A 25725-nucleotide genomic window follows, 5' to 3' on the forward strand; every position below is an offset into this window, starting at 1 on the left:
ACGGGTAGCCGGCATGTGTCGAGTCCAGGAAGGCGCAAGTCGCACCGAACCTGTCGGAATGACCGAAACGCTTGCGTGGATTATTGGTTCTGACCTCTTCAGTGACTTCGGCCACGCGTCGCGATGAAGTCTTGGCGAGTGCCGCGAGGTTGGATTTCAACCGATCTCGTTCGATCTGCCGACGTCAACGTCAAGCAGAGGAAAGCATTGCTGTCCCGCATGCATATCGCGCTCGCCGCGCCAGCCTTGCGAATGGGGGCGTGGGTAGGAGATCTTGACGGTGTTAAGGCGGTCGATGCGGAAGAACTTCACGTCGGACGGTCGTGAGCCGTAGAGGCGCTGGAACAGCTCAGGCGAAAGTGCAGGGTCGGAGCTGTACAGTCGATAGGCCTCATCGTCCTTGAAGAACAGATCCACGGTCACCCAGAAGGGCCCTGCATTCTTCGACCGGATATGACGACAGACGTCGCGAAGCTTAGGCATCGGCTGCGCTCCTCAAAATCGTCGTGGCCTCCGGCCGGACCCACTTGGTCCTGACGAATTCAAAGCCGTCGTCGACCTCGACGACGTGATTGAGCTTGAACTCGAAGACCTGGCCGCGCTCGGTTTCCGCCGGTGTGAACGGGAAGGCGTAGCTCGGCAATTCCGTCCCCCATTCGAGCGGGAAGTGGAAGAACACCGGATTGCAGGTCTTCGCGATCAGCGTCGCCATCTCCTGCGTCGCCGCGGTGGCTACGAACAGGATTCCGACCTCCCGGGGCGGTGGCGTACCCTCCGGGGGGCGCCGACCGGAAACACCGTTCCAGCCATAGATCCTGAGCGACAGGTCGTAGGCGCCGGCTTCCTTGCCGATCGCAGTATCGACTCGCTTGTGCAGCGTGTGGAGCATCCGTTCCTGAAAGACGTCCAGCGACCCAAGCACTTTGGGATCCTCGATGCCGATCAGCATGATCGACTGGAAGTCGCCGCCGCCGGCGCCCTCGAGCTTCATGGTGTAAGGTTGCTCGATCCAGCGCGATCCGGTGACCCTCGTGATGCGTTCGTCGATGGCTTGATACGTCGCGTCACGGACGTTCAGGATTCCGCCCGGCTCGGTCAGTTCAAATGGATCGCTGTTCTCGTACAGCATGTGCGAGGAAACCGTATAGGGCGTCGCACGGTTGTCGAGATCGAGTGGCTCGATCTCGAAGCCGTCCTGGTCGATTCGCATCAGCACGCCGCCGCCGCGCGGATTGACCGTGCAGAGACCGCCGCACTCGGTGATCTTCGCGGCGTGCCAAGTCGGGCCAGGAGGCGCCCCCTGCATCAGCGGAACGGCGGCCAGTATGGCGGTGTCAGTGGTTCTGCCGCCCAAGACGATGTCGGCGCCGCCCCGGACAGCCTCGATATAGGGTTCGGCACCCATCAGCGCCACGATGTGGTTGCAGCCATCGAGGTCCGCTTCGGTGAGGGCGCCGGCAGGCGCGAGCGGCCTGGTCTTTCCCTCCGCCAGCTTGCGCTTGATCGTTGCGGAATTCTGTTCGCTATACAGCAGCGCGATGCGTGGCGTCGCTTGTTGTTCCCGGGCGATCTCAAGCGCAATGTCGGCCGTCCAGTCGACGCCTGCGTCGGTACCCGCCGTGCCGCAGCTGCCGACCAGAAGCGGCACACAGGCCTTGCGTGCGGCCGCCATCAGGATCGTCAGGTCGTGCTTGATGCTCTGCCGGCTGACTTTGGATACGCCACGCCCGAGATATGAGGGACCGCTATCGGTGGATCCGGCGTCGCACGCAATCGCATCGATTCCCATCGTAATCCCCCGTGCCACGAGATCGGGGGAAACACCCGCGCCGAGGGCGCCGGTCGGGATGAGCACTGTGACGGTCTTGGCCATTGCTGTCATCTGTCCTTGAAGCCTGGTTGGTTAGTGCGCGATTTCTTCCAGCGCGAGGCCGCGGGTGCGTGGTCCAAAAATCCCAATCGACGCCGTCACGACCAACATGCTCAGCGAGATGAAGACGAACACGCCGGCTGCGCCAAATTCCCTGAGGAAGAAGGCGATCATGAAGCTCGTGAAGATCGTCGACAAGCGACTGAAGGAATAGACGAAGCCGATTGCGCGGGCCCGCACCCGGGTCGGATAGAGTTCGGCCTGATAGGGATGATAGGCGTAGGACATCAGCGTGTTGGCGCCGACGATGAGCACGCCGCAGGCAATCAGCAACGCCGGATCTGTCAACAACGCGAAGACCAGCCCCAGAACCGCGGCCACGCCGGAAGCGACGACGATCTGCCATTTCCGCTCATACCTCTCGGCGACGGTAAAACCCCATAGCAGCGGCCACAGCGGATAGACCAATGCGATGATCGCGGAGTACATCAGGCTCTTCGTCACCGAGTGTCCCTGCGCCGCCAGCAGCGACGGCAGCCAGTTGGTAAAGCCGTAAACTCCAACGGTCTGAAAAAAGTTGAACACCATCAGCATGATCGTCCGCCGGCGGTAGGGTGGCTGCCAGATTTCGGCAAACCGCGCGATGTGATGCGTCTCCGGCACGGTCGGCTCGGGCGGCGGCAGCTTGTGGCCGAGTTCGGCCTCGACGCTGGCCTCAATGCTGGTGACGATGCGCTCTGCGGCTCCGGTCTGTCCCTGCTGGGCAAGCCAGCGCGGCGATTCCGGCAAGCCCATGCGCAGCCACCAGACCGCGATGGCGCCCGAACTTCCGATCAGGACGACCCAGCGCCAGCCCGCGACTCCGAAGGGATCGCTCGGGATCAGCCAATAGGAGATGAGCGCGACCAGCGGAATCGCGAGATACGACACAGCATGTGTGATCGCCGCCGCCTTGCCGCGCATGTGCTTCGGAACGATTTCAACGAGATAGGCATCCAGCGTAACGAGTTCGACGCCGAGCCCAATTCCGGCCAGAAGGCGGCACAGGAAAATGCCGTTTGCCGTCGATTGCAACGCCATCGCGAGCGTAGCGAGACTATAGGCCACCAGCGCCCAGACAAAAATCGGCCGCCGGCCAAAACGGTCGGCAACGGAAGCAAACCCGATCGCCCCGATAAACAGGCCGAGGAACGTCGATGCCGCGAACGCCGCCTGATCCGGCAGGCCAAACAAGCCCTGGGCGCCGCCACTGAAGATCCCTGCGCGCACGAGTCCGGCCGGGATGTAGGCGGTCTGGTAGAGGTCAAAGACCTCGAACATCCCGGCCAAGGAGAGCAGTCCGACCAGCCACCAGGTCTGCCGATTCTCCGGCAGCCGGTCGATGCGGGCGGTGATGGCGGCCCCCGCGTTCAGAGAAGAATGCGCGGTCAGCGACCCCGTCACTCTCACGGTCTCCGCCGTCTCAGATAGCGCTGACATGCCTCCCCCGCGGTCTGTTTTTCCGACGCCGCGATCTTATGATGACAATTATATGGATTGTCAACAATCTTGTAGATCTACAACAATCGTTGTATTCTGCCAACTGGCAGGCTATGTTGCCCGAACCGGTGTTTCGGATTCGAACAGTGACCTTGCAACCAGCCTCACGCGCGCTCGTCGATGAAACCGTAACGCTGCTCGAGCAGGCCATCCTCACTGGCAAGCTCGGCCCGGGCGAGAAGCTCTCCGAGCAGGCATTGTCGTCGCAGTTTGGCATCAGCCGGGGTCCGCTGCGCGAGGCCATCCGGACGCTGGAGGGGCGCCGTCTCGTCGAGCGTACGCCGTTTTCAGGTGCCCGGGTCGTCGATCTCTCGGTCGACGACATCGAGCAACTGTTGTTCACGCGCGAAGCGCTGGAAGGCATGGCCTGTCGGCAGGCCGCAGAGAACATGACGCTGCATGAGACCCGGCGGCTTCGCGCCAGCCTCGCCGAGCTGGAGAAAAGGTTTCGCGAGGAAGGCCCCGGCGGCGTCTTCCGCGATGGCACGGCGGACAACGACCTTCACGTCCAGATCGCGCAAGGCAGCCGAAACCGCTGGCTTTCGAACATCATCTGCCGTGAGCTCTACCCGCTTCTGCGGATTTGCCGGCTCCAGACCACCATGACCGTAACCGCGCGCGCCAAGGACCGCGCGAAGGCCGTCCATCGGGAGCATGACGCGATCATTGCCGCGATCGAGCAACGCGACCCCGACGCCGCAGAACGTTTGATGCGCGCGCATCTCGCGGCCTCGCGGGCAGGGTTGATGGCTCAACTTCGCCAAGGCCGCCCGCGTCCGCGTGCCGTGAAGCTCTCGAGTGAGGCTTGACAATGGCGGGTGCCAGCCGGATATCCAGCGCGCTGCCGGCGGGAAGTTGCCACTACATACCTGAACGTTGCGGGGCCTAGCTACGTTCTCCTTGCGTTGCCTTGGGAGCCTCGGGAAAGCGAAGGGTCGCCGACGTTCCGCGTCCGGGCGTCGATGTGATGGTCAGCGTCCCGCCATGGGCCGCCATGATCTCCTGAACGATCGATAGGCCGAGCCCGGCACCTTCCTCCGCGGGGTTGCCGGTTTGGAATGGCTCGACGAGCTTTCGCTCGAAGCAGGGAGAGATTCCGGACCCGTCGTCGACGATTGCCACGCTCCCGCGACTTAGATGAGCAACTATGCGTCCAGCGCCGTGCGCATGGACTAACGCGTTGCCGACCAGGTTAGCCAAGCCACTGCGAACCGCGGCTTCAACGCCGTGCACCACGACGGCGCCTTCCTCGAGCTGCTCGAGCGAGAGCTCGATCCCGGCGTCCAGCGCGGAAGGGCTAAAATCCGCCAGTACGTCCCGCGTCACAACCGCCAGATCGAAGGGCCGCTTTTCGATCGCATGATTTTGCAATCGCGCCAGGTCCAGCATCGCTGCGACCAGCGACGTGAGGCGGCGAACATCGCGCACCAATTCGACCTTCAAGGTGGGTTCGGTGACATCTTCGATCTTGGCGCGCAACAGCGTCAATGGTGTTCGGAGCTGATGGGCCGCATTGCCGAGGAACCGACGTTGGCTTCGGATGTAGGCGTCGATCTCGTCAAAAGCGCGGTTAAGCGCCTTGACCAGCGGCTTCAGTTCGACCGGGACTTCATCAAGCGAAATCGATCCCTGCGGTGCCGTCGGCTCGATTGCGAGCGCCAGCTTCGTTACGCGTTCGATGCTTCGGGCCACAAATCGCGCCGACAAAAACGCGCCCGCCGCTACGGTCGACGCGAAGGCGAGAGCAAGAAGAGAGATAGAAGAGAGATTGCGAGAGACGAATGACCTCGCGACTTGCCCGAGGCGGACTTGCGCATTTCCGATCATCATCGCCAGATCGGAAGGACCTCGTCGCACGACGGCGAGGCAGAAAGTACTCTCTTGGTCGAGCACATTGAGGACCGAGTAACCGATCGGCCCTCGATAGGGAAGCGAGAAGGGCAGAGCCGGTCTGCGTTCGCTTCCGAACTCATCAATCAGATTGTCGTAGGACACGACGTACCACAGGTTCGGGCTATTGGACTTCAATTCGTCGAGGCCCTCCTCAGGACGAATCGTCAGCGCCCGGCCGGGATCGACGATCGTGGCGCGATTGAGAATGCCCGCCGCTACCTGGCAAAAGGTTTGCTCGCGTTCGCGCGCTTGATCCAGCCAGATGACGATCCCGAGCAAAACCAGGAAGATTGCTGCTGCGGTTAGGCCGAGCGAAATCGCCAGCGTCCTGGTGATCGACGTCATCGGGTCTGCGTCATCCTGAGAATGTATCCGATGCCCCGCATGCCGTGGATCTCGACGTCGCCGCCAAGCTCGGCCAGCTTTTTGCGGAGCCGGGACACCTGCGCCTCGAGCGTGTTGGATTCGATCTCGTCATCGAACCCATATATCTCCTCAATCAAGGCGGCGCGCGTGATAACGCGGTCCCGCCGCATCAGCAGCGCTCCGAGGATCAAGGCTTCGCGCCGCCGCAACAGGACCTTGTTGTTGGCGACGATGGCCTCATTGGTCCCGACGTGCAGTTCGACGTTTCCAAACGACAACACCGGCGGGGCCAGGAGGCGGGGCCGCCGCAGCACGGCGCGCACCCTGGCGATGAACTCCTGCGGCTCGAATGGCTTGCCGAGATAATCGTCCGCTCCGCTGTTCAAGCCATCGATCACGTCCTCCTTGGCATCCTTGGCCGTCAGCATGATGATAGCCGGCCTTTCCGGCAATTGGCTCAACGCCGTGACTATCTCGAGCGCATCGCCGTCGGGCAGCATGCGGTCGACGATCGCCAAATCATACTTGAAATTGTTTAGCGCCTGCCGGGCATCCAAAATCGATCCAACGATGTCGACGATCCCGTGCAACTGCCCGAGCAATCGGCCGAGATAAGCGCCGATCCGCGGTTCGTCTTCGATCACGAGAGAGCGCATCGATTCTCCTTGCTATCGCTGGTCGATGGATCCTGCAGGATCGTGACACGCCTCGCATGGCCGGATTTTGACGCATGGTCCGACCGGACGCTTCCCCTTACGGCAATCGGCCCTGCGAACGCAAGTCGCGCAGGATCGGACATCATTCCGGCTCCCGTAAAGATTGCAGCTCGCGAGCCCGCAGGCAATGTTGGGGCAATGTTGATCGCCGGCTCTGGTCGGGCGCGCCATCGACGATAGGCGTCGAGCAACGAATTGCCGAGATTCTTGCTCCAAACCAAAGCGCCCGATCGCGGATCGCAGCGGCGAAGCCCCGGCATCGATCGCGAGACCGCTTCGTAAGCCGTTGAGCTGAGAAGGGTTTGAGAAAAATGCGGAGATCATCACCACGGCAGCAGGAGAGATTTCGCAAGCGCCGATTAGTCTCGCCGGAGGCAATGTTGAGGCAATGTTGGCGAAACATCTTGCCGCTCTAAACCACACCAGCCGACCCTGCCAAACATTCGGGGGTCAGAGGCCTCCAATGCAGCATGCCTTACAAGCCGCTCTCCGCTCATTTGCGAGCGGCGCGCCCCGAAGGATTTTGGCGGTGTTGCTTACCGCACTCGGGGCCATCGCGACCTTCGCCGGTACCGCATCGGCCCAACCTGCATTTACGTTGCCGGCTCCCCCTTTTGAATTGCCGGTTCTGCCGTCCGTGTCCGGCAACTGGACCGTCATGGTCGGGGTCGGAGGCGAATACAAACCGGATTTCGAGGGCGCGAAGCACGCCATGTTTAGCCCGGTCCCGATCTTCGCCATCCGACGGGCCGGCTCCACGGAGCAATTTCGCGGCCCGCGCGACAGCGCAAGCATCGCGCTGATCGACTTCGGCGATCTTCGTGCCGGTCCCGCCGCCAAGTTCGTGCAGGGACGGAAGAGCTTCAACTATACCGAGCTGCATGGTCTCGGCGACGTCAAGACCGCGGTCGAACTCGGCGGCTTCGTCGAATACTATCCGGTCGACTGGTTTCGCGGGCGCGTCGAGCTGCGCCAGGGCGTGACCGGCCACCACGGCACCGTTGCCGACTTTTCGGCGGACTTCATCGTGCCGCTGATTCAGCGGCTCACGATATCGGCCGGCCCACGCTTCACATGGGAAAGCACCAAGGCGACCACGCCCTATTTCGGGGTCGATGCCGTGCAGGCGCTGAATTCAGGGCTGCCCATGTTCAACGCGAAAGGCGGCGCGCACTCGGTCGGCGTTGGCGCCCAAGCGTCGTATCGGATCAATCCGCAATGGGAAGTTCATTCCTATGTCGAATATCAGAAGCTGCTCGGGGACGCCGCGTCGAGCCCCCTCGTGTCCCTTCGAGGTTCGTCGAACCAGACCACCGTCGGAATCGGCGCGTCCTATTCATTCGACTTCAAAATTCGATAGAACCCCATGCACCTCAGCAGTCGATGCGCGAGCTTCGCGACGCTTCTTCTTGCCGTCAACGTCGGCGCTTGCGCGATGTTCGAGACCGGCCAGACGAAACTGCAGGCGGTCAAGACCGTCGGCATCATCTCGGCGGTCGGCGACGAGATGAGCTTCGCAAAGGCGGGGCTCACGGGGCTAAGCAACCCCGGTCAAAGCTTGTCGATCCGCGCGTGGGGGCTGGACGACCTGATCGTCCAGCAGGCAACCACGGCCTTGAGCAAGCGCTTTCAAGTGCAACCGGTCAATTACCAGCGGGCCGCCTTTGCGGCGATCAAGGATTCGCCGGTTGCACCCGTCAACCTCTTTCGTGGCGACCCCTTCAAGAAGCTCGTTCAGGCTGAAGTGTCGCCTCAGGGGTTGGACGCCTACATCGTTATCACCAAGGCCAAGTCGAATTTCGGCGGCAGCAACCGAAAGGTCGAAGGCATCGGTTTCATCACATACGACACGCTGCTTGCGTCCTACAACCAAATCCATGTCCTTTACGAAGTCAGGGTGTTCGACGGCAAGACGTTCAAGGTTATCGAAAAGCGGGTTGCTCCACCTCTGGATAGCTCAGAGACGATGAAGCTCACGGGCCCTAGTCGGCTGGTCGACGAAACGTTCACGCCGAACCCCGGCAATCCCGCGCAGAACGAGAAGCTGCACGCCGCGATAGCGGACCTCGTCGCACGCAGCCTCTCGTCAACGTTGAGCGACATGTACCTCGCAGATACTCGGTAATTGGAAGCGGTAACGTAGGAGAAATGTGATGAACGCCGTGCGTCTCTTCCTGGCCCTGACGGCATTGCTGCTGACCACGCGTCCCGGCCTTGCCGACGAGGTCTTGGGTACCTGGACACGTGACAATGGCGCGGTGCATGTCAAGTTCGACCCGTGTGGCGAGGCCATCTGCGGGAACATCGTGTGGCTAAAGCCCGGCTCGGATACGAAAGCCACGGTCGGGCAGCGCCTGTTCTACGACATGCGTCGCGATGGCCCGAATTCCTGGACCGGCAAAGCCATCAGTCCTGACAACGGATCCGTCTATTCAGGCAAAATGTCGATTGAAGGATCCACCCTCAGTACCTCCGGCTGCATCATTGGCGGATTGATCTGCAAGTCGGCGAATTGGACACGAGTCCGGTAACGCCCGCGGGGCTCGTTGAGCAGGAGGAGAGGCCGACAATGCTGAAATACGCGTCAAAGCTCTTGCTCGACATTTTTCTCTCTGTTCTGGCCACGGTCGTCGGCGCTTACCTGGTGAACCACTACGTCGCCAGCACGTCTATTGCGGAGGCGCCGGTTCCGGTTGCCGACACGGCAGTCGATCCAAAAGGAGCTGGCAATACCGTGCCTCGCGAGGTAGCTCAAATGGCAGCAACTGCGACCGAAGGTTCGCTGGACGTCGTTAACGCAATCGGTCCGGTGGCGTCCACCAGTGCTCGCACCGGCGAGCATGCCAATGACGAGAAGGCTGTACCGCCTACCACCAAACTGGCCGAGCCGACGCGCATGCCGGCGCGGCATCCGTCCGCGCCGCACGACAAGCGCGTCTCGAAGACCAGTGCGGCCGCCACCCACCAGATTCCTTCGAAGATCGGCGCCGCACCGGAACCGGCTCGCACGACCACCGCGCGAATGTTGAGCCTGAGTGCCAATTCATCTGTCGACGTACCGCCGTATCCCCAGGAAGTCGAGCGAGAAAATGACCGCTCGCCGCCGCTTGATCCCGAGTTGGAAAGCTCGCATCTCGGCAGGAGGGTTCTGAAACCTATCATCCGCACCGCATTGCTGCTGTTGGAACCGTCATCGCTGGTCGATCGCGAACACGAACCACAACGGCGCACGTCGACGGATGAAGCGCGTTCCCCCTCCCGCGTCGTTGAGCCTGAGCTCACTGAGCGATCACTGTCGGGACGAACCTGGTTTCTCCGCCCGTTTTCAAGGCGGCCGGAGACGCAAAGCCAGGCGAATGGTCTTGAGCAAGAAGCAGTCGAATAAAGTTCTTGCGACGGTCCGCCCGATTCAGATTCTGCAATGTTGAGGCAATCTGGCGCAGGCCCCCTGGCGGAGGGGCAGCATGGATGGCCATCGCACCCGACCCGCTGCTGGCTACGGAAGTTCGCAGTACATCCTCAACCGTGCTGACGCACGATCGTCTTCGTTTGTAATCCGGACACTACATGAATCCGCAACCCTTCCCCGTTCATGCCCGCGAAGTAATCCGGCCGAGCCGAGGGGCGCGTCGCCTCGGACGCAAGGCGACATTTCTTGTTGTCGTGATTGGCGCGCTGGGCGTCGTGTATGAACTATCGTGGCCCCGATCGCCCCGCGCAATGACTGTGGCGCCAGCGGCGTCCGTGCTTGCGGTAGCCGCCGTCGAAGCGGCCAGGGCTGATCTTCCCGTCGAGCTGCAAGCTGTGGGCACGGTGACGCCGCTGTCCACGGTCACCGTGAAGTCGCGGATCAGCGGCTATCTTACCGCCATTGCCTTCAAGGAAGGCCAGATGGTGCAGAAGGGGGACTTTCTGGCGCAGATCGATCCTCGACCCTACGAGGCGAGCCTGGCGGAATACCAAGGCCAACTCGTCAAGGACCAGGCGCTTCTGCGCAATGCGCAGCTCGATCTCGCGCGATTCCAGCGGCTGCTGGCGCTGGACTCGACGTCGCGGCAGAACTTCGACACCGCCACCGCGACGGTGCGCCAATACGAAGGCACGGTGCAGTCGGATCAAGCGCAGATTGACGGGCAAAAATTGAACATCGAGTACTGCCATATTGTCGCTCCGGCCGGCGGCAGAGTCGGGTTGCGGCAGGTTGATCCCGGCAATTACGTGCAGGCAACGGACGCCAACGGTCTCGTCGTCATCGCGCAAATCCAGCCCATCTCTGTGATCTTCGCCATACCGCAGGTCCAACTTGGCCCGGTCTTGAAGAGACTGCACGCGGGCGCCTCGCTGTCAGTCAGCGTCTATGACGGCGACGGCGCGGCGCTTCTCGCTACCGGAATGCTGGACACTGTCGACAACCAGATCGACACATCGACGGGCACCGTGAGGCTCCGCGCCATCTTCGATAATCGAGGTGGCGACCTGTTTCCGAACCAGTTCGTCAACGTGCACCTTCTCGTCGATACAAGGCACGATGCGCTTTTGATCCCCACTGCCGCCATCCGCCACGGACAGCCCGGCGCCTATGTTTACCTGGTTCGTGCCGACGACACTGTTGTTGTCCAGCCGATTTCGGTCGGCGCCAGTCATGGTGGCCAGACTTCGGTGCTTTCAGGGCTGTCTTCGCGCGATCGCGTCGTGGTGGACGGCATCGACCGGCTGAACGACGGCATGAGGGTCGCGATCCGGGCCGGTAGCCTTCCGGCTTCAGTTGCCAAGCCGTGAATTTCTCCGGTCCTTTCATCCTGCGGCCGGTGGCGACGACCTTGTTGATGTTGGCGATCGTCTTGCTCGGCGTGACAGCCTATCGCTTTGTCCCGCTCTCGGCGTTACCGGTTGTCGACTATCCCACCATCGAAGTGACGACGCTCTACCCCGGCGCCAGCGCGGAGGTGATGACCTCGTCGGTCACCGCACCGCTCGAGGCGCAGTTCGGGCAGATGGCGAACCTGACCCAGATGTCGTCGCGCAGCACGGCGGGCGCCTCGGTCGTCACGCTGCAATTTGATCTTGCGCAACCGCTCGATGTCGCGGAGCAGGAGGTCCAGGCAGCGATCAACGCGGCGAACAGTTACCTCCCGACCGATCTGCCGACGCCCCCCACCTATGCCAAGGTCAATCCTGCCGATGTCCCCGTCCTTACGTTGGGCATAAGCTCGAAGACCGTAAGTCTCCCCGAGGTGCAAGATCTCATCAACGTCCGTTTGGCTCAGAAGCTCTCGCAAGTGCCCGGCGTTGGCCTGGTCACGATAGGAGGCGGGCAGCGACCCTCCATCCGCGTCCGCTTCAACTCCCGCTTGCTCGCCGGCTATGGACTGAGCAGCGACGATCTCAGGACTACGCTCGGCAATCTCAACGTCAACGCGCCGAAGGGCATCCTCGAGGGCCCTAGCCAGGCTTACAGCATCGATTCGAACGATCAGCTGCAGAGCGCCGGCGGTTACGCCGATGCGATCATCGCCTACCGGGCCGGCAGACCGGTGCGGCTCTCCGACGTGGCGACGGTGGTGGAGGGGCCGGAGAACGTCCGTCTTGGGGCGTGGATGAATACCACCCCCGCACTGATCCTGAGCGTGCAGCGGCAGCCTGGCGCCAACGTGATCCAGGTCGTCGATCGCATCAAGGCCGCGCTGCCGGCACTTCAGGCGGCGCTTCCCGCCGCCGTCACGGTCACACCGCTGATCGATCGCACCACGACCATCCGTGCTTCCGTGCAGAACGTGGAGTTCGAACTCGCGCTGGCGATCTTGTTGGTCGTTCTGGTGATCTTCGCTTTCCTGCGCCATCCCTCCGCGGCGCTGATCCCGAGCCTGTCGGTGCCAATCTCGCTGGTCGGCGCGCTCTCCGGAATGTATCTGTACGGTTTCAGCCTCGACAATCTGTCGCTGATGGCCCTGACCATCGCAGCCGGCTTCGTCGTCGACGACGCGATCGTGGTGATCGAAAACATCAGTCGACATCTGGAGGCCGGGGTCTCACCGGTCGAGGCAGCGTTGCGCGGTTCGCGGGAGATCGGCTTCACCATCATTTCGCTGACGGTATCGCTTCTGGCGGTTCTGATCCCGCTTTTGTTCATGGCTGATGTGGTCGGCCGCCTGTTCCATGAGTTTGCGCTGACGCTCGCCATGACGATCGTGATCTCGGCCTTCGTGTCGCTGACGCTGGTCCCGATGCTTTGCGCCAAGCTGCTGCGGCCCCCGGCGTCCGGCGCAAACTCAACGCCGAGAAGCGTCCGCGTGCCGGTGATGGATCGGGTGATTGCGGGGTATGGCCGGCTGCTCGACCGAGTCCTTGATAACCAGGCAGCGATGCTGCTGGTGACGTTGACCGCGTTGGTCGCCACCGTCCTTCTGGCGGTCCAGCTTCCGAAAGGGTTTTTCCCCCTTCAGGATACCGGCCTGGTCCAGGCAGTGACCGAGGCGCCGCAATCCATCTCGTTTGCGGCTATGTCAGCTCGGCAGCAGGCGCTCGCCGAGGCGCTGCTGCAGGATCCGGATGTCGAGACCCTGACGTCCCATGTCGGCGTCGACGGTTCGAACGCGGCCGGCAATTCCGGACGCATGCTGATCAGCTTGCGCTCCCGCGATACCGGCCGGCCCAGTGCCACCGTCATTGCGCGCCGCTTGCAGGAGCGGGCGGCCACGGTCCCTGGCATCGGCGCGATCATGCAGCCGGTCCAGGACCTGACCATCGATACGTGCGTCAGCCCCGGACAATACCAGTTCATCCTGGCCACTCCGAATCGCAGCGAACTCGAGCACTGGACGGAAAGGCTCGTGACGCGGCTGACGCAAGAGCAGCGGCTGCGCGACGTGACCGGTAACCTGCAAAGCAACGGCCTCGCAGCCTATCTTACGATCGACCGAAAGACGGCTGGACGGTACGGGATTTCCCCAGCCACGATCGACAACGCGCTCTATAACGCGTTCGGCCAGCGTATCGTCTCGACGGTATTCACCCAGTCGAGCCAGTACCGGGTGATCCTGGAGGCGAGCTCCTCCATGACGGGAACGCTCGCAGCGCTCGATTCGATCTACCTGCCGACTGCGGCCGCAAGCTCGGGCCAGGTGCCGCTAGGCGCCGTCGTCCGGATGGAAGAGCGTAGCGCGCCGGTGCAGATCGCCCATCTTGGCCTGTTTCCGGCGACGACCGTCTCATTCAACATTGCGCCCGGTACCTCGCTCGGAGATGCGACAGCTTTGGTTCGGCAGGCACGAGCCGACGTCGGTTTGCCCGCAAGTTTTCAGTTGGCCTTCCAGGGCACCGCCGCGGCGTTCGAGGCGTCTGTCGACAACGAATTTTACCTGGTCCTCGCCTCGATCGTTACGATGTACATCGTGCTGGGTGTTCTCTACGAAAGTTTCGTCCATCCGCTGACCATCCTGTCCACGCTTCCTTGCGCCAGCGTTGGCGCGCTGCTGGCGCTCGATCTGCGTGGCAACGACCTCGACGTGATCGCCATCATCGGTATCGTCCTGCTGATTGGGCTGGTCAAGAAGAACGCGATCATGGTGGTCGACTTTGCGCTGGCGGCTGAGCGCGAGGAAGGGTTGTCACCGCGCCAGGCGGTGCAACGCGCCTGCGTCCTTCGATTCCGGCCCATCCTGATGACGACGATGGCCGCTCTGCTCGCCGCGCTGCCGCTGATGCTCGGGACCGGTATGGGCTCGGAGCTGCGCCGTCCGCTGGGCGTCGCCATCGTCGGCGGCCTGATGGCCAGCCAGCTCCTCACCTTGTTCACGACGCCGGTCGTTTACCTCGCCTTCGACGCGTTGTCGCGTCGGTTGCGATGGATCATGCGGCCTGATGCGCGTGAGAGCGCATCCAGGTCATGATCGTACTCGCGATCCGACGTCCGGTGGCAACGGCTCTGCTGTCGCTGGCTCTCGCGCTGGCCGGCATTGTTGCCTTCCTGCGTCTGCAGGTCTCGCCGCTGCCGCAGGTCGACTTTCCGGTCATCGAGGTGCAGGCGAGCATCGCGGGCGCCAGCGCCGAGACGATGGCGGCAACGGTCGCCGCGCCGCTGGAACGGCAGCTTGGTGCGATCGCTGGGTTGACCGATATGCATTCCATCAACCAAAGCGGATCGAGCGAGGTGAACCTCGAGTTCGCGCTCGACCGTAACATCGACGGCGCGGCACGGGACGTTCAGGCGGCGATCAGCGCCGCGCGGAGCGATCTTCCGGTCCACCTGACCTCGCGGCCAACTTACAACAAAGCCAATCCCACCGAGGCACCCATCCTCATCATCGCTCTGACATCGACGACGCTCACGCAGGTGCAGCTCTACGACGCGGTCAATTCCATCCTGTTGCCGAGAATCTCGCAAATCTCTGGCGTCGGGCTGGTCAATCTGCGCGGCAGCACGCTGCCCGCGGTTCGGGTCGAGCTCAACCCGCATTTGCTGGCTGCCGCCGGCATCGGGCTCGAAAGCGTTCGCGCGGCGATCTCGGACGCGAATGTCAACCGGCCGAAGGGCGCGATCGAGGGCGACGAGTTGCGCTACGAAATCCTTGCCAACGATCAAGGACGTCGGGCGGCGGACTACCGTGACATCGTCATCGCATATCGCAACGGCGCGGCGGTCCACCTGGCCGACGTGGCCGATGTCGTCGACTCGATCGAGGATGTTCATGCCTACGCTATCGCCAACGGCCAGCCGGCGCTGGTACTCCTCGTCTACAAGCAGGCCGGTGCCAATATCGTCGATACCATCGACCGTGTGAAAGCAGCACTTCCGGCCTTGCAGGCGGCGCTGCCCGGCGACGTCGCTCTGACGTTCGCCGGCGACCGCAGCGCGACGATACGTGCGTCGCTGGCGGATACCGAGCGCACGCTGGTGCTCGGCGTCATTCTCGTCGTGCTGGTCGTCTTCGCGTTCCTGCGCAGCTGGCATGCGGTTCTGATCCCGGGAGCTGCGTTGGTGATCTCGATGCTCGGCACGTTGGCGGCGATGTATATCCTCGGCTACAGCTTGAACAACCTCACGCTGATGGCGCTGACCATCGCCGCCGGCTTCGTCATCGACGACGCCATCGTCGTGCTGGAGAACGTGACACGCCACATGGAGGCGGGCAGGCCGCAATTGCAGGCCGCGCTGCTGGGCGCGAGCGAAGTCGCGTTCACCGTCGTCTCGATGAGCGCCTCGCTGGTTGCCACGTTTCTGCCGCTGCTGCTGTTGGACGGATTGGCCGGGCGGCTATTTCGTGAGTTCGCGATGACGCTGTCGCTCTCGATCGGCGTCTCTCTCGTGTTGTCCCTGACACTGACGCCGATGATGTGCGGGCAGTTCCTCGATGTCGGGACAGACGCGCAGCATGGCCGGCTATCGCAAGCAGCAGGCGCGGCGTTTGAAGTGACCCAGCGCGCTTATGCCAGCTCGCTGCGCGTCGCACTGCGCCATCCGGTCATCGTGATGCTGACGCTCACGTTGGTCATCGCTGTCAATGTCGGGCTGTTGGTAATTGTCCGTAAGGGTTTTTTCCCAGAGCAGGATAGCGGGTTGATTCTCGGCAAGATCCGCGCCGACCAGAGCATTACCTTCGACGGCTTGAAGCGAAAGATGGCCGAGGTGGAGACCGTCATTCGCAATGATCCCGCTGTCGAAAGCGTTGCGACCTTCGCCGGAGGACAGAGCACCACCACCGCGACCGTATTCGTCAGGCTGAAGCCGCTGAACCAGCGGGTGTCGTCCGTGGCGTTCATGGGGCGGACGAAGGCGGCGCTGAGCCATTTGGCAGGAACCCAATACAGCATGTTTTCCATTCAGGACCTGTTCGCCCAGGGAGGCCAGACTCAGGGCCAGTTCCAGTTCGCGCTTCGGGGCGACAACACGGCTGAGCTCTATGAATCAACAGCGAAGCTCGCGCAAGCGCTGATGCGCGATCCCAATCTGGCCGATGTAACCAGGGAGCAGCAGGACGGACTGAAAGCGACGTTCGTCGCCAACCGGCTGGACCTTGCGCGCTACGGGCTGACCCCGGCCAATGTCGACGCCGTTCTCTATGACTCGTTGGGCCAGCGGCAGATATCGACGATCTACGGCCCGCAGACCCAATACCATGTCGTCATGGAGGTGGCGCCGCGGTACCTGCAGGCCCCGGACAGCCTCGCAACGCTTTACGTCGCCCCATCATCCGTGCCCGTGTCGGTGAGCACCATGCGCGAGACGATGACGCCTCTGTCTGCGCTCGGGACGTCAATGGTTAGCATGTCGCCCATTCAGGTCAACCATCAGGGCCTTGGCGTCGCGACCGTGATCTCGTTCAATCTTGCGGCCAATCACACCCTCGCGGAAGCTTCCGCGGCGATCAGGCAGGCAATCTTGTCGCTCGATATGCCGGCCTCCATTCGGGGCGAATTCACGGGGTCAGCCGCCGCCTCCGATTCAGGAGGCGCAAGCCCGTTGCTGCTGATCGCAGCGGCGCTCCTCACCATCTACGTGGTGCTGGGCATGCTTTACGAAAGCTATTTGCATCCACTGACAATCCTTTCAACGCTGCCATCGGCCGGCGTCGGCGCGGTGTCGGCGCTGATGCTGTCCGGCATGGAGCTTACGATCATCGCATTGATCGGCGTCATCCTGCTGATCGGTATCGTCAAGAAGAACGCGATCATGATGGTCGACTTCGCGCTCGATGCCGAGCGGAGCCGGGGGTTGTCGTCCGCCGAGGCCATCCATCAAGCATGTCTGATCAGGTTTCGTCCTATCCTGATGACGACGCTGGCCGCACTCCTGAGCGCGGTGCCGATGATCGTCGACCATGGCGCGGGGTCGGAGCTCAGAAGACCCCTCGGTATTTCGATCGCGGGAGGGTTGATCGTCAGTCAGATATTGACGCTCTATACGACCCCCATTGTGTATTTGTATCTCGATCGCCTTCGCCTCTGGTCAGCGTCCCCGTGGACGCGCCGCGGAGGCGCCGGCCAGAGATCAGGAGCGCCGATATGAACCCGGCGCGCGGGCTTGGCGCCACGGCCGCATTGGGTGCGGTCGTGCTGCTGGGGGGATGCGCCGTCGGCCCCGACTATCATCGCCCGGATACCGTGATTCCTGCTGCCTTCAAGGAGGCGCCACGCGCTCCTGCCGGATGGAAGGTTGCAGCGCCGAAAGACGATGCGGACCGCGGAAAATGGTGGTCCGTCTATCACGATCCGCTGCTCGATCGACTCGAGGCCGCGGTCGATATCGGTAACCAGAATCTGAAGGCATATGAGGCCGCCTATCGAAGAGCGCGGGCCGTCGTCGACGAGGCGCGGTCAGGCCTGTTTCCGGCGCTGTTCCTGGTACCGTCAGGAAGCAGGTCCCGCGCCAGCAATGTCACCAAAACCACTTATTCGCTGGAGGCGAGCGCGAATTGGGATCTGGATGTCTGGGGCAAGGTACGCAGGCAAGTGGAGAGCGACAGCGCGGCGGCGCAAGCGAGCGCTGCCGACCTGGCCTCGATTCGATTGTCTGCCCACGCGGAGCTGGCCAAGGACTATTTCGAGCTCCGTTACCAGGACTCGTTGCGGCGATTGCTGAGCGATACCGTCTCTGCCTATCAGCGGAGCCTGGAGATCGCCACCAATCAGTACAACGCCGGAACGGCCGCGCGATCCGACGTGGTGACAGCCGAGACCCAACTGCAGACCGCGCAAGCCCAGCTTGTTGCCGTCGGCGTCAGCCGCGCGCAATTCGAGCACGCGATTGCCTTGCTGACAGGGCAGCCGCCCGCCGGATTCGCGATCCCAGCGGCAGCGTTGAGGCCGACCGTTCCTCTTGTCCCTGCCGCCTTGCCATCCACGCTGCTGGAGCGCCGTCCGGACGTGGCCCAGGCCGAGCGGACCATGCAACAGCAAAACGCGCTGATCGGAGTGGCAGTCGCTGCCTACTACCCCGATGTCAGCCTTTCGGCCGCTTTCGGCTATGCCGGCACACCATTGCGCAGTTTGATCACGACCACTAACCAAGTTTGGACGTTGGCCGCAAACGGCAGCCAATTGCTGGTTGATGGAGGCGGTCGCTCAGCCGCCATCAGAGCGGCACGGGCCACTTACGATCAGAGCGTTGCAAACTACCGGCAAACCGTTTTGAGCGCGTTCAGGGACGTCGAGGACGCTTTGTCTACCCTCAGGACCCTTGCACAGCAGGCAAAGGCTCTGGCCGCGGCGGTCGCGTCATCCCGGAAAGCCGTCGAGATCGCTCTGCACGAGTATCAGGCAGGAGGCCAAGCTTTTACCGCAGTGGTTACAGCCCAAGCGACGGCGCTGTTGAACGAGGAGAGCGCGTTGCAGGTTCAGGAGGCCCGATTCGTCGCTACGGTGGCCCTGATGAAGGCGCTGGGGGGCGGCTGGAACGTTGGGGATATCGAAGGTGCCGTAACGCCTGTTGCTGCCGGCGGCTGTCAAGACGTTGGTCTTGATCCGGGAACGCCGCAGCCGATGTCGCCTCGATGTGACCATGGCGGTGGCCGGTAATGATCGCGCGTCTCGCCTACAGACCGTTGGTGTAGTGATTGAATCTGTCGTCCAAACCCGCGGGCTCAGCGGCGGAATCCCAGGACCGGGTCAGCATATAGGCGTCCGGCGAGGCGCGCACTTCGAGATACTCGACAGGCTCATCGTCTGCGGTGGACAGGATGCGTTGCACGAACAGCAGGGCCGCCCCGACCTCGACTTCGAGCAGCGGCGCAATGATGGGATCGGCAAGACAGGCGCCGACCGCCTCTTGCGCCTTGCGGTAGACCTTTCCGGCGCGCGCCAACAGCCGGTACAGCGGAATGCGCTCAAGGTCCTTGCGCGAGTAGGTTCGGCCGATCGCGCCAGGAACGTAAGTCGTGAGATGCATGATCGGCCGGTGCTTGTTGCGCCGGACGCGCACGACCCGCTGTGCTTCATCGCCGACCTTCAGCTTTAACAGCTGGCGTACGCCGTCGGGCGGCACGCAATACTCGAACTCGGTCACTTCGACGGCGAGCTTGCCGGCCTGCGCAATCTGGCTCACCAGGCGATGCATCGGACTGGCGTCGCGCGGATCTGGCTTCTTCTTCACGAAGGTGCCGAGCCCATGTTTGCGCTCGATCAGGCCGGCCGCGTCGAGATCGGCCAGCGCGCGGCGGATCGTGACCCGCGACACCTGGAACATTTTCGCGAGCGCTTCTTCGCCGGGCAACGAATCGCCCAGCCGATAGCGGCCGCTGGCGATGCCATCGCTCAACACCAGCGAGACCTTGCGATGGCGGGATGTTCCCAAGTTCATGGTCTGAGACCTGCTTCCAGATTTTGAATGCGCAAATCGCTATCGCTCAAATAATCCGACAAGCTGTCCCCAGGCCAGAACATTTCCGTTTGCCTGCGCAAGAACCGCTTCAAGCTTCGGCGGCTTGTCCAGGCGCAGGGGTGTTTTGAGGGCGGTCACCTGGAAGCGGTAGCGGTGCGGGCCATGGCCGGGCACCGGACGAGGACCCTGATAACCCTGCCGCCCAAACGACCCCACGCCAAATCGGACACTCCCGCTGGCACCCTGTGACAGTGCGCCTTCGGCAAAGCCGGTCTGCGAGGGGCTGATGCCCAACGCGATCAGATGCACCACCGGCCGTGGCAAAGGCGCGTCCGCGTCCTCCATGATAAGAAGGAGCTCCCCGGTTGCATCAGGCAAACCTGACCAGGCCAGCTGTGGCGAGATATTTTGTCCGACGCCATGGCCCGCACAGCGCACCGGGATTGGACCATCCGCGACAAAGGTCTCACTCCGCAGCCGGATGGTGTCGGGCGCCGCCTTGAGGGCAGGGTGGTTGCGCGCGAGGTGTCGGTCGCCGGCGCGGATGCCGCGCAACAGCCTGCCGAGAACCGAGGCGGTCATTGCTTGAACGCGGCGCCAACCGCGGGCGCCAGCAGTCGCGTCAGGTGCGAGGTATCCTCAGCCGTTTCCAGCTTGAGCACCGCATCGACGATATCGGCCTGACGCTGCGGTGCGACGATGCCGTCGGTTAGCGTGTGGTACTTTCCGACGATCTCCCCGTTTGTCAAAGGCTTGCCGATCGTGCGCGCGACCTCGACAAGATGCTGCAGCTTCGTTCCATCTTTGAGCAGCACCGTCATGCGGGTGGTGCGCGCAGCGCTCCCGCTCTTGTCGAATTCCGGATCGTGATGCGCGGTGATCCTCGGAATCAGCGCCCACACGTCATCACGGTTAATGCGCTCCGGCGTGAACTGCTGCACCATTGCCGCCCCGTCCAGGATGGCTACGGCGATGGCATAAGCCACATTCATCTGCGCTGCGATCGGCGTAAGCGGCCGCTCCAGCTGCCACCAGCCGTGGTGATAGGCCGCGTGCGACATGTCGATGTCGATGCGTTCGATCTCGTTGCTCTGCAACGCCCGCTGCGCCATGATGCCGAAGATCGCATCCAGCGGCGCATGCAGCGCGCCCATCGCGGCATAAGGCTTGACTGCAATGCGCATCGTCTCCCAGCGATCCCCCAATCTGGCGATGATCTGGCTGGCATCAGGCGAATGGCCCTCGCCAAACACCGAAAGGAACCCGCCATACTCGCGTTCGAACACGCGTTTGATTCCGGTGTAGCCACCGGCCGCGAGCAGCGCGGAGTAGAGGCCGTTGCGGGCGGAGAAGCCGTGATGCATGCGCTTGCACATCGCCTCGAACTGCGCCGCCATCAGTCCAGCGGACTGCGTGCCCGCAAGCCCGAACGCATCCTCGAAGCGGGCCGCATCGAGTTCCAGCAATACGCCGGCGGCCGCCGCACCGGCGTGGGTGCCAAACACTGATCCCGAGTGCCAGCCGCGCGACAGCATCTGCGCCCCGTGCAGTGCCATACCCACCCGCGGGCCGACCTCGAAGCCCGCGATCGCGCCGAGCAGGAATTGTTGTCCGCTGACGTGCCCGAGCTCTTCGGCACAGGCGAGCAAAGCGGGGATAACGACCGCCGCGCTATGCAGCGGCCCAAGCGGATGGAAATCGTCGAGTTCAAAGCCCTGAATGAAGGTGCCGTTAAGCAGGCAGGCCACCGGGCCACTGGCCGTCCGCCCCCAGCCGATGATGGTCTTGTCGCCGCTTCCTTCGAAGCGTGTGATCGTCTCGACCGCCGTATCCGACCAGGGCAGCCGCGCGCCGACCAGCGCGCAGGCGAGGCCGTCGAGAATCAGATGTTTGGCGCGCGTCTTCACGTCCACGGGAATGGCGTCGAGCCGGAGCTGTTGCAGCCATTCGGCCAGTTGCCCGGTCGGCCCCTTTGGATCGGTCGGCGCTTGCGGCGCGCCTTTGAAGCGGAGATCAGCCATTGGTTTGAGTTCCATTCGGTTCAGCTCAGAGGATTTGCATTCACCGTCCAGATCCATGGCCGGGCGACGCGATCGACGGTTTGCCATTGTGCAATCTCATCATCGCATCTCAGCGTGAGCCCGACGTCGTCGAGACCGGTGAGCAGGGATTCCCGCCGCAATGCGTCGACGGTGAACACGAACTGCCGGCCCGTCGGCGTCGTCAGCAGGCAACGCGTGAGATCGACGGCGAACGGCTCGTCCCTCGCAAGCGACTCGTCGACGAGGCTCTGCACGGCGGTGGCGGGAAACCGGATCGGCAGCAGGCCGTTCTGGAAGCAATTGCCAAGGAAGATATCGCCAAAGCTTTCGGCGATTATGCAGCGCAGACCCATCGCCATCAACGCCCACACCGCACCTTCGCGCGACGAGCCGCAACCGAAATTGCTCCCGGCAATCAAGATCGGCGCCTGCCAGTATTTGGGCTGGTTGAGAACGAAATCGGGGTTTTCGCTGCCGTCTGGCTTGTAGCGCAGCGCTTCGAGCGCGTAGGTGCCGAGCTCACCGCGCTCGCCCGATGTCAGGCGCTCGATGCGGATAATGACGTCGGTGTCGATGTTGGTCTTCATCAGGGGTGCAGCGCGCCCCGACACAGTGGTGAACGGGGTCATGGGAGCTGCCTCACGTCGCTGATCGCGCCGGTGAGCGCAGCGGCGACGGCCATCGCCGGGCTTGCCAGATGCGTGCGCGCGCCGGGCCCCTGGCGGCCGACGAAGTTGCGGTTGGTGGTCGAGACGCAGCGCGAGCCAGGCGGCACCAGTTCGCCATTGGCGCCGACACACATGCTGCACCCCGGCTCGCGCCATTGAAAGCCGGCATCGCGGAAAATGCGATCGAGCCCTTCGGCCTCCGCAGCACGCTTGACGCGCAGCGAGCCGGGCACGACCCACGCGGTTACGCCATCAGCGACCCGGCGGTTGCGCGCGATGGTCGCGGCAGCGCGCAGGTCGGAGAGACGCGAGTTGGTGCACGAGCCGATGAATACGCGGTCGATCTTGGTACCGGCAATGGGGCGTCCGCCTTGCAGTCCCATATAGTCAAGCGCGGCTCGAATGTTGTCGCGGGCCGCGGTGTCGGGTTCGCGCGCGGGATCCGGGATCGCCTGGTCGATCGCGATCGCGTGCTGCGGACTGGTGCCCCAGGTGATCGTCGGCGCAACGCTCGACACGTCAAACGATTCGTCGCGCTCGAACACCGCATCGTCATCCGTCGTTAATGTGCGCCAGCGCGCGACAGCTCGGTCGAACGTCTCATCCTTGGGCGCGAACGGCTTGCCTGCGATGTAAGCGAACGTAACGTCATCCGGAGCAACCATGCCGGACTTGGCGCCCATTTCGACCGAGAGATTGCAGATGGTGAGGCGTTCCTCGATGCTCAGGCCGCGGATCGTGGCTCCGGCATATTCGATCGCGTGCTCGACGCCGGCGGCGGCGCCGAGCCGCCCGATCAAATGCAGGATCAGATCCTTGGCGACGACGCCTTGTCCAAGCTTGCCGTCGAGATGGATGCGCATGCGCTTCGGCTTGCGCTGGCGCAATGTCTGGGTTGCGAGGACATGGCTGCTTTCCGACGAACCGATCCCGAAGGCCAGCGCGCCCAGCCCGCCGTTGGTGCAGGTGTGGCTGTCGCCACAGACGAGCGTAATGCCCGGCAGCACCAGCCCAAGCTCGGGTCCCATCACGTGAACGATGCCCTGGCCGTCCTCGCCGAGATCGAACAAGCGGATACCCGCCTCCGCCGACAGGGTCCTCAGATCGCTCCATAGCCTGGCGCCGACCGGATAGGTCTGTCCGGTTCGGCCGGGCGCGCTCGAGACCGCGTGGTCGGGGGTCGCGAATACCAGCTCCGGATTGCGAACCTTGAGGCCTCGTTGCTTGACGTCCCGCAAAGCTGCGGAGCCCGAAAGGTCATGGAGAAGATGCCGGTCGATGTGGAGCAGCGCCCACCCGTCACCGAGATCACGGACAACGTGGGCCTGCCAGATTTTGTCGAACAGGGTTTGCGGCATGGCGTGTCAGCTCTCGGCGTCCTGGCGTTGCTGCTCGCGGAAGCGCGTGCGCAACGCGTCCCACTCGTCTGCGCCAAAGCGGCGAAAACGGTCGCGCACCAGCGAAGCGCCGTTGACCGATTCGGGCGGTGTGTTGGTCTCCAGGAGAGCCGCCAGAGCGCGATCAAACGCTTCGATCGCGGCGCCCAGCAACAGGCTCGGCAGGATCGCCACGCGATAACCCATATCCTCGACATCCCGGAGGTTGACGTCGGGTGTCTTGCCGCCGCGTACGATGTTGAGAAGGCACGGTCCGTTGACGCGTTGCGGCACCGCTGCCATCTCGTCCAGGCTTTCAGTCGCTTCGACGAACGCCATGTCGGCGCCTGCGGCAAGCGCGGCATTGGCGCGGTCGATGGCTTCATCGAAACCCGCCACCGCGCGCGCGTCGGTCCGGGCGATGATGAAGAAGTCTTTGTCGCGGCGGGCGGCGACGGCGGCGCGGATCTTGGAGACAAATTCGTCGCGCGGCACGATCTCCTTGCCGTCGAGATGGCCGCAGCGTTTTGGCGATACCTGGTCTTCGATATGCAGGCCGGCGACGCCGCCACGCTCGTAGTCGCGGACCGTGCGGGTGACGTTGAGCTCGTTGCCGTAGCCAGTGTCAGCGTCTGCGATCAGCGGAATGGCGACCGATTGGGCGATGACGCTGGCGCGGCCCGCCATTTCGTTCATCGTCAGGAGACCGAAATCCGGGAAGCCGAACGACATCGCCGTGCCGGCGCCGGTCATGTAGATTGCGTTGAAGCCGCGCTGTTCCGACAGGCGCGCGGTGATGCCGTCATAGACGCCGGGCAGCGCCAGCAGCCGGTTGGTGCGCAACATGTGCCTGAACCTGGCCGGTGAGGTCGTCGTCATCTTTTAACTCCGGTGGTCTGCTGTTTCGGCAGGTATGCGTTGGTGTAAACCGCGTCGGGCGCGATGGTGTACTTCTGGTCCGAGAATTCCTTCAGGAAATCGATGTTGCGTTGCATCGCGTCGGGCGCGATTTCTGAACTTTTCGCGATCGCCGGCCTCACGCTTTGCCAGGCATGATCGAACACTGCTTTGTCGAGTTGCGGAAAGTATTTTTCGCGAACGAGATCGCGCGCCCTAGTCGTCGTCGTTTCATCGTGAATCGCAATCTCGGCCTCGTTGATCGCCGCAAGCAGCCGCGTCGTGCGTCCGGCGTCGGGGGAAATCGACGATTTCTTGCCGACCAGCACGATATGCGCCATGCCTTTCAGTGCCGGATAAGCGCCAGCCGCGCCATCGACCAGGAGGAAAGAACCGTCCTTGACCATCTGGTCGCTGGCCGGATTTGCAGTTACCACCGCGTCGACTCGCTTCGACGAATAGGCGGCTAGCATATCCTCGTTGCTGTTGACGAACACGATGGTCGCGTCGCGCTCAGGATCGAGGCCCGCGGCCCTTAGCGCGTATTGCGCGACCTGGTGCGTCGCGCTGCCGGCGCCGGTAACCCCGATCTTCAGGCCCTTGAGGGCGCCAAAGCGATCGGCGATCGAGCTCTCCGTCGTGAGCTTGTGCTGGTCGGCGATCGCCTTCTGCACCACGATGTTGAGCGCGACTTCGGTCATGATGGCGCCGAACACGATCGCGTCGGCGCCCTTGTTGGCCGCGCCGAGCGCGCTCGACGGCGCGCCGATATAGACGTTGGCGCTGCCGCTGAGCACGGCCGCGAGCGCCGTTGCACCGCCGTTTTTCAGGACGATGATTTCGGGTGCGATCCTTTGCGCCGCGAAGTAACCCATGACATCAGCCGTGTAGACGGGCAGATTGAGCATGCTCACCGACGAGCTGGTGAAGACGACTTTGTCTGGAGCTTTATCTTCGGCCTTGGCCGGCTGGCCGACGAGCAGGGCAGTCGCGTACGCTGCAGCCAGCAGAAATCTAACCAACATCTGCGTTGCTCCCTCCAG

The 25725-nt window shown here is 63.0% G+C and carries 21 protein-coding genes; 9 read left to right on the forward strand and 12 right to left on the reverse strand.

Annotated features, from left to right (window positions below; all coding sequences use genetic code 11):
- Positions 1–156: 156 nt before the first annotated feature.
- From ACP2YP_RS17475 to ACP2YP_RS17485, 3 genes are read right to left on the reverse strand one after another with little or no spacing between them, the layout of a single operon-like run.
- Positions 157–483, reverse strand: coding sequence for a DUF4387 domain-containing protein (locus ACP2YP_RS17475; protein ID WP_426425585.1), 327 nt, complete (start codon positions 481–483; stop codon positions 157–159).
- Positions 476–1873, reverse strand: coding sequence for an acyclic terpene utilization AtuA family protein (locus tag ACP2YP_RS17480; protein ID WP_426425586.1), 1398 nt, complete (start codon positions 1871–1873; stop codon positions 476–478). Before ACP2YP_RS17480 ends, ACP2YP_RS17475 begins: the two co-directional genes overlap by 8 nt.
- Positions 1874–1903: 30 nt before the next feature.
- Complete coding sequence (locus ACP2YP_RS17485; protein WP_426425587.1) at positions 1904–3349, reverse strand: MFS transporter; 1446 nt, start codon at positions 3347–3349, stop codon at positions 1904–1906.
- A 146-nt stretch (positions 3350–3495) separates the two neighbouring features.
- Here ACP2YP_RS17485 and ACP2YP_RS17490 point away from each other — a divergent pair, with 146 nt between their 5' ends.
- Entirely contained in the window at positions 3496–4218 is a 723-nt protein-coding gene (locus tag ACP2YP_RS17490; RefSeq protein WP_426425588.1) for a GntR family transcriptional regulator, read from the forward strand.
- A gap of 76 nt (positions 4219–4294) precedes the next feature.
- On the opposite strand, the gene ACP2YP_RS17495 is transcribed toward ACP2YP_RS17490, so the two are convergent.
- Positions 4295–5647 carry a sensor histidine kinase gene (locus ACP2YP_RS17495; protein WP_426425590.1) on the reverse strand — a complete coding sequence of 451 codons (1353 nt, stop codon included), beginning with the start codon at positions 5645–5647 and terminating at the stop codon, positions 4295–4297.
- Positions 5644–6324, reverse strand: coding sequence for a response regulator transcription factor (locus tag ACP2YP_RS17500; protein WP_426425592.1), 681 nt, complete (start codon positions 6322–6324; stop codon positions 5644–5646). The genes ACP2YP_RS17495 and ACP2YP_RS17500 overlap by 4 nt, the downstream gene beginning before the upstream one ends.
- Positions 6325–6913: 589 nt before the next feature.
- Between ACP2YP_RS17500 and ACP2YP_RS17505 the strand changes: the two genes are divergently transcribed.
- The 8 genes from ACP2YP_RS17505 to ACP2YP_RS17540 all read left to right on the forward strand — a co-directional run bounded on the left by ACP2YP_RS17505 (position 6914) and on the right by ACP2YP_RS17540 (position 18897).
- Positions 6914–7744 carry a MipA/OmpV family protein gene (locus ACP2YP_RS17505; protein ID WP_426425594.1) on the forward strand — a complete coding sequence of 277 codons (831 nt, stop codon included), beginning with the start codon at positions 6914–6916 and terminating at the stop codon, positions 7742–7744.
- 75 nt (positions 7745–7819) lie between these two features.
- The gene (locus ACP2YP_RS17510; RefSeq protein ID WP_426425596.1) at positions 7820–8509 is read left to right on the forward strand and encodes a hypothetical protein; all 690 of its coding nucleotides are present in this window, start codon (positions 7820–7822) and stop codon (positions 8507–8509) included.
- Between the two features lie 28 nt (positions 8510–8537).
- The gene (locus ACP2YP_RS17515; protein ID WP_426425598.1) at positions 8538–8915 is read left to right on the forward strand and encodes a DUF2147 domain-containing protein; all 378 of its coding nucleotides are present in this window, start codon (positions 8538–8540) and stop codon (positions 8913–8915) included.
- Positions 8916–8953: 38 nt separating this feature from the next.
- Complete coding sequence (locus ACP2YP_RS17520) at positions 8954–9769, forward strand: hypothetical protein (RefSeq protein ID WP_426425600.1); 816 nt, start codon at positions 8954–8956, stop codon at positions 9767–9769.
- Positions 9770–9951: 182 nt separating this feature from the next.
- Complete coding sequence (locus ACP2YP_RS17525; protein WP_426425601.1) at positions 9952–11163, forward strand: efflux RND transporter periplasmic adaptor subunit; 1212 nt, start codon at positions 9952–9954, stop codon at positions 11161–11163.
- On the forward strand, positions 11160–14273 hold the full coding sequence (locus ACP2YP_RS17530; RefSeq protein WP_426425602.1) for an efflux RND transporter permease subunit: 3114 nt from the start codon (positions 11160–11162) through the stop codon (positions 14271–14273). Before ACP2YP_RS17525 ends, ACP2YP_RS17530 begins: the two co-directional genes overlap by 4 nt.
- Positions 14270–17389 (forward strand): efflux RND transporter permease subunit, encoded by a 3120-nt coding sequence (locus tag ACP2YP_RS17535; protein WP_426425603.1) that lies wholly within the window; start codon positions 14270–14272, stop codon positions 17387–17389. Before ACP2YP_RS17530 ends, ACP2YP_RS17535 begins: the two co-directional genes overlap by 4 nt.
- The gene (locus ACP2YP_RS17540; protein WP_426425604.1) at positions 17386–18897 is read left to right on the forward strand and encodes an efflux transporter outer membrane subunit; all 1512 of its coding nucleotides are present in this window, start codon (positions 17386–17388) and stop codon (positions 18895–18897) included. The genes ACP2YP_RS17535 and ACP2YP_RS17540 overlap by 4 nt, the downstream gene beginning before the upstream one ends.
- A gap of 16 nt (positions 18898–18913) precedes the next feature.
- Here the strand turns inward: ACP2YP_RS17540 and ACP2YP_RS17545 are convergent, their stop codons facing one another.
- Genes ACP2YP_RS17545 through ACP2YP_RS17575 form a run of 7 tightly spaced genes read right to left on the reverse strand, consistent with a single transcriptional unit; the run spans position 18914 to position 25707 of the window.
- The gene (locus ACP2YP_RS17545; RefSeq protein ID WP_426425606.1) at positions 18914–19678 is read right to left on the reverse strand and encodes a GntR family transcriptional regulator; all 765 of its coding nucleotides are present in this window, start codon (positions 19676–19678) and stop codon (positions 18914–18916) included.
- Positions 19679–19717: 39 nt separating this feature from the next.
- Positions 19718–20281, reverse strand: a complete 564-nt coding sequence (locus ACP2YP_RS17550; RefSeq protein ID WP_426425607.1) for a YbhB/YbcL family Raf kinase inhibitor-like protein — start codon at positions 20279–20281, stop codon at positions 19718–19720.
- A complete protein-coding gene (locus tag ACP2YP_RS17555; protein ID WP_426425609.1) occupies positions 20278–21807 on the reverse strand; it encodes an MmgE/PrpD family protein in 1530 nt (509 codons plus the stop codon). The genes ACP2YP_RS17550 and ACP2YP_RS17555 overlap by 4 nt, the downstream gene beginning before the upstream one ends.
- The gene (gene leuD, locus ACP2YP_RS17560; protein WP_426425610.1) at positions 21741–22370 is read right to left on the reverse strand and encodes a 3-isopropylmalate dehydratase small subunit; all 630 of its coding nucleotides are present in this window, start codon (positions 22368–22370) and stop codon (positions 21741–21743) included. The genes ACP2YP_RS17555 and leuD overlap by 67 nt, the downstream gene beginning before the upstream one ends.
- A complete protein-coding gene (gene leuC, locus ACP2YP_RS17565; protein ID WP_426425611.1) occupies positions 22367–23767 on the reverse strand; it encodes a 3-isopropylmalate dehydratase large subunit in 1401 nt (466 codons plus the stop codon). The genes leuD and leuC overlap by 4 nt, the downstream gene beginning before the upstream one ends.
- Positions 23768–23773: 6 nt before the next feature.
- Positions 23774–24664, reverse strand: a complete 891-nt coding sequence (locus tag ACP2YP_RS17570) for an isocitrate lyase/PEP mutase family protein (RefSeq protein ID WP_426425612.1) — start codon at positions 24662–24664, stop codon at positions 23774–23776.
- Positions 24661–25707 carry an ABC transporter substrate-binding protein gene (locus ACP2YP_RS17575; protein ID WP_426425613.1) on the reverse strand — a complete coding sequence of 349 codons (1047 nt, stop codon included), beginning with the start codon at positions 25705–25707 and terminating at the stop codon, positions 24661–24663. The genes ACP2YP_RS17570 and ACP2YP_RS17575 overlap by 4 nt, the downstream gene beginning before the upstream one ends.
- Between the last annotated feature and the right edge of the window lie 18 nt (positions 25708–25725).

The organism is Bradyrhizobium genosp. A (genome assembly GCF_049949275.1).
Classification (GTDB): Bacteria; Pseudomonadota; Alphaproteobacteria; order Rhizobiales; family Xanthobacteraceae; genus Bradyrhizobium.